Source organism: Oceanotoga teriensis, from assembly GCF_003148465.1.
GTDB classification, from domain to species: Bacteria; Thermotogota; Thermotogae; order Petrotogales; family Petrotogaceae; genus Oceanotoga; species Oceanotoga teriensis.
Genome location: NZ_QGGI01000039.1, coordinates 1 through 5,064 on the forward strand (window position 1 = coordinate 1; position 5,064 = coordinate 5,064).

3 protein-coding genes and 1 rRNA gene are annotated in these 5,064 nt (G+C 24.5%); all 4 read left to right on the forward strand.

The window, feature by feature from the left end; all coding sequences use genetic code 11:
- Positions 1-10 precede the first annotated feature (10 nt).
- The 4 genes from rrf (at position 11) to C7380_RS13325 (ending at position 4,878) form a co-directional block, all read left to right on the forward strand.
- A 5S ribosomal RNA gene (gene rrf / locus C7380_RS13310) occupies positions 11-124 on the forward strand.
- A 112-nt stretch (positions 125-236) separates the two neighbouring features.
- Positions 237-1,241 (forward strand): ROK family transcriptional regulator, encoded by a 1,005-nt coding sequence (locus tag C7380_RS13315; RefSeq protein WP_109606726.1) that lies wholly within the window; start codon positions 237-239, stop codon positions 1,239-1,241.
- Positions 1,242-1,330: 89 nt separating this feature from the next.
- Positions 1,331-2,008, forward strand: coding sequence for an ABC transporter ATP-binding protein (locus C7380_RS13320; protein WP_109606728.1), 678 nt, complete (start codon positions 1,331-1,333; stop codon positions 2,006-2,008).
- 11 nt (positions 2,009-2,019) lie between these two features.
- Positions 2,020-4,878, forward strand: coding sequence for an ABC transporter permease (locus C7380_RS13325; protein WP_109606730.1), 2,859 nt, complete (start codon positions 2,020-2,022; stop codon positions 4,876-4,878).
- Positions 4,879-5,064: the final 186 nt, after the last annotated feature.

Below are 5,064 nucleotides of genomic sequence, written 5' to 3' on the forward strand. Positions count from 1 at the left end.
GTGAGTATTTAGGGGTGAGGATAATGAGTTGGGTTCCACCCAGATCCATTCCGAACCTGGCAGTTAAGCCTTCTCATGCTGATGGTAGTACACTTCTTGTGTGCAAGAGTAAGTTTCGCCCCTTCTTTTTTTCTAAGAGAGAACTTCTTTGTTCTCTCTTTTTTTATTTTTATTTTTCTTTTTTTAAAATTTCTGTTAGAATATATTGAGGGTAAAACTTTATAGGGGGAAGAAAAATGTCTTCATCTTTTACTACATCTGACCTTAAAGTAATAAATAAGAGGCAGATTTTAAAGTTTATATTTAATTCTAAGGAAACTACAAGAAAAGAAATTGCTATTTTTACCGGTCTTAGTAATAGTTCTGTTACAAGAATAATAAATTCTTTAATTGATGAAAATTTTATTCATACTAAACATAAAATCAATGAATCAAGATATGGAAGAAAGAGTGAAGTTCTTTCTATTAATAAGGATAGAATTAAAATTCTCGTAGTAGATATCGATGTCAATACTACGATGTTTGGGTTTGGAAGATTTGATGGAGAAGTTGAAATTTTGAAAACTATACCTACACCAGATAGTTTTGAAAGACTTCAAGAGTATTTAAACAATTTTATAAATCTTTTTAAGTACAAATTTGATTATATATCATTTTCAATTCCTGGCATTGTTGATGTTTATTCTAAAACTATTGTTAATACACCAAATTTAAAATGGAATAATATAAAATATGATTTTTTGAATAGTGAACATATATTGGTTGAAAATGATTCAAATCTTTCAATTTTGGCAGAAAAAACTTTTTCTGATGATATGAATAGTATAGAGAATGCAATTTTTTTACTTTTAAAAAGTGGTATAGGTGCTGGAATTATGATAAATAATGAAATATTTAGAGGTAAAAATTTTGCTGCAGGTGAAATAGGTCATAATTATCATATTAATGGTGTAAATTTCGAGAAGGTCATAGATTTAGATAATAATATGGAAAAAAGTATAGATGATTTAGCTTTAAACATATCTTATGCTTTAAATTTAATGAATTTTGAAAAAATTATAATAGGTGGTAATATAATTAATTATCCAAATAAAATTTTTGAAGATTTAAAAAATAAAATTATTAAATATTCTTTTGTTAAAGATGTAAGTATAAGAGTGACAAATTTCAATTATGTTCCAGCGAGTATGGTTGGTGCATGTTTTAATGCAATATTTAAATACATTGATTGTATAATATAATTTTTATGAAATTTTTAAGAGGTTGTTGTATAATAATATTTTTCAACAGCCTCTTTTTTTAATGTTATAATCGATTTGGAGGTGATTTTATGGTTAATGCGGAAGGTCTTACTAAGGTTTATAAAAGTAAAGAACTTGAATTTAGAGCTTTAGATGATGTTAATATATCTTTTGATTCTGGTAAAATAGTCTCGATTTTAGGACCTTCAGGTTCTGGAAAATCAACATTATTGAATTGTTTGTCTGGAATAGATAAGCCAACATCGGGCAATGTTTTTATCGATGAAAAAAATATTACTACTTTAAAAGATGATGATTTAACTGAATTTAGGGTTAAAAATATGGGATTCATTTTTCAATTTTTTAATTTGATAGATGTTTTAAATGCAGTTGAAAATGTTGAATTACCTCTATTAGTTCTTGGAAAAGATAAAAAAGAATCAAGAGAAAAATCTTTGAAACTTTTAGATAGGGTGGGGATTTTAAATAAAGCTTATAATTTTCCATCTACTTTGAGTGGTGGAGAAGCTCAAAGAGTTGCAATTGCTAGAGCTCTTATTTCAGAACCAAAAATAGTTTGGGCAGATGAACCTACTGGTTCATTAGATTCTAAAAATTCTTTTGAGATAATGAGTCTTATAAAAGAATTGAATGAAAAGAATGGTCAAACATTTGTTATAGTTACTCATGATATAAGAGTATCAAATTTTTCTCATGAAATTTTTAAAATGGATAGCGGAAAAATAGTTGCTCAAGAATTAGTTTAGGGGGCATTATTATGGTATGGCTATTAATATTTATACTTTTTTTGTTTTTTATTATTTTTGTTACGAGCAAAAAATATCTTTTAAAGATTTCCTTTAAGAATATATTTAAGAAAAAGTTAGAAACTCTTTTAATGATTTTAGGATCTATGGTTGGAATTGCTTTTATTATAGGAGCTTTTGGAATAAATGATTCTTTTAATAATTTTGTTTATGAAAATGTAGATAAGTTTTTAGGTGAAATAGATGAAGTTGTTTATTTTCCGGATAAATATAATTTATCTAAATTAGAGAGTTTTAAATCAGAGCTATTAGAAAAAGATCTTACAGATGGTTTTTTAAAGGGATATTTTAGACTTATGGCAATAGGTCATAAGGATAGTCTAAAAAAACTTGATTTTTCAAGTTTAACACAGGCAGGAGTTCTTTCTTATGATTTTGATAACATTGAAAATTTTGGAATTGAGAAAAGAGAAATTCCGGATTATATAAAAAATTTAAAAGATGATGAAGTAATTATGAGTAAGGACTTAGCCGAATTATTAGATTTTAAAATTGGAGATGAAATAGAGATTTTTTCAGATTTTAATCCTTTATCTCTTTTATTTCAGAAAAAATATAAAATTGTTGATATAAAAGAATTGAATGGGATTTACAATTTTAGAGGTCCTACATCCCAAGCTTATAATGGAATTATTTATTTGAATGAAAGAACTGTAAGAAAAGTATTAAATATACCCGAAAATATAGATGCAACTCATTATTTCATTTCTAATAGAGGAAATACTATCCAAGGTAATAATTATTCTGAAGTTATTCTTGAATTGTATAATAATTATGAAAATGATTTTGATTTATTTGCAGTTAAAAAAAATCAACTTGATAATATAACCTCTGGAAATATATCGCTTGTTTTTCTTTTTTTTAGTGGTTTTTCAATAATTGCTGGTGGAATTCTTATTTTAAATATGTATTCTATGTTAGTTGATGAAAGAAAAAAAGATTTTGGTATTTTGAGGGCTAATGGTTTTAAAAAGAAAGATATTAGAAATTTATTTTTTCTTGAAAGTATTTTTTATACAATTTTTTCAATACCATTTGGAATAGCTTCTGGAGTAGGTCTTTCTTTTTTTACATTTTTGAATGTAGTTAATTATAGTAAAAATATAGATACTTTTTCTTTTATAAATAATATTCCTGTTATTGAAAAATTTTATATAAGTTTAAACTCAATAGTGTATGGTAGTTTAATAGGACTTTTATTACCTTTATCTTTGGGATTTTTTTATACATTTAAGCTGAATAAACTTTCCATTGTTAATGCTATAAAAGATGTTCAAGAATTTAAAGAGACAAAAAAATTAAGTTTTTTTAATATTATTATTTTTCTTTTGTTTTTATCAATAGCTTATTTTTATAGAGAAAATTATATAATTTTATTGTCTTTGTTTTTATATTTTTTATCTCTTGTCATTAAAGGAAAATATAATGTTTTTGGAACTATTTTAAATTTTTTAATTATACTTTTGAATATATATTTTATAGATAATTCCATATTTATTTCTGGAATAAAGAGTTTTATAGTCATAATATCTTTTATAACTATTTTTATTCTGAATTTTAAAAATATAGAATCTTTTTTACTTTTTGTTTTTAAATTTTTAGGTAAAGGTTTTTCTTCATTAAAAATAGGAACAGCTTATTCTTTAAGGAAAACAAAAAAAACAAGTATTATATTGACTTTGTATACATTAATAATCTTTTTGATAGTTGTTCTTACAATAATTCCTTATATACAAGAGACTAATATATTAAAAACTAAAGATAAGCTTTTTGCTGGTTTTGATGGAGTAGTTGTAAATTTACCATGGATTTTATCAAAAAATGTAGATGAAAATTTTCTTGATGATAGAAATGAAATAACAGCTTCTGGAAGATTTTATTTTGGTAGTGGCGGTGTTAAAGATACAGTAGTTCCTATTTTAACGGGAACAAAAGAATTTTTTTATGAGAATAGTGTTGAAATAGAAGGAGTTATTCCAGAATTAAAAAATAAATCTAGTAAAGAGATATGGGATTTTATTTATAATAACCCCGAATATGGTGTCTTTCCTAATGATTATGAAAGTTTTTTGAATTTAATTCCTGGAGAATTTGTTGATTTTAAAATAAATAAATCTACTTTTTTACCAGGATCTAAACCAGATTTTAATCCAATTGATGGAGAGTTTATAAAAGTAAAATATGCTGCAAAAGTTAAATCGAAGGAAACTTCACTTATAGTTGGACCTGTAATTTCATTTAAAAATGATAATGTTAGTTTATTCATAAAAAATTCTTTAGGGGGATATTTTTTTAAATTAAAAGATTATGAGTTGTCAAAAGATTCTCTTTTAGACTATTTTAAATCGAATAATTCTTTTTCGATATTTGTTGACGATTTTATAGATTTTGGAATTAAAGCTGCCAGTGGAGTTATTAATATAATTAATTCATTTTTATATTTTGGATTAATTATAGGCGTTATAGCTATATCTATTACGGCAGTTAAATCAATTTCTGAAAGAAAAAGAATAATAGGTATGCTGAAAGCTATTGGATTTAAATCTAATATGATATTTAATTCAGTGTTTGTAGAGAATACTATAATTATATTTGCTGGTATAATATCAGGATATTTTTCTGGAATATTTTCAAGTTATTATATTTATAAAAGTATTTTCAGTGATACTAATATAAGTTTTGAAGTACCGATTTTGAATTTAAGTATAATAGCAATAATAATCTATATTATTTCTATAATTTTTTCTTTGTATCCAGCATTTAAAGCATCAAAGATAGCCCCTTATGAGGCGATGAAATCTATAGATTAATTTTAGGAGCATTCCTGAAATAAAAAAAGAAAGAGGTTGAAAAAAAAGGAACCTCCCCGTAAAATAAAAGTGTAACAAGAATCCATCAAATATTTTACAAAGGAGGAACCTAAATGAATTATACACAAAATAATAAAATAAAACAAGTGGATGAAAAAACATTAGTAGTGGGAGTAGATATAGCAA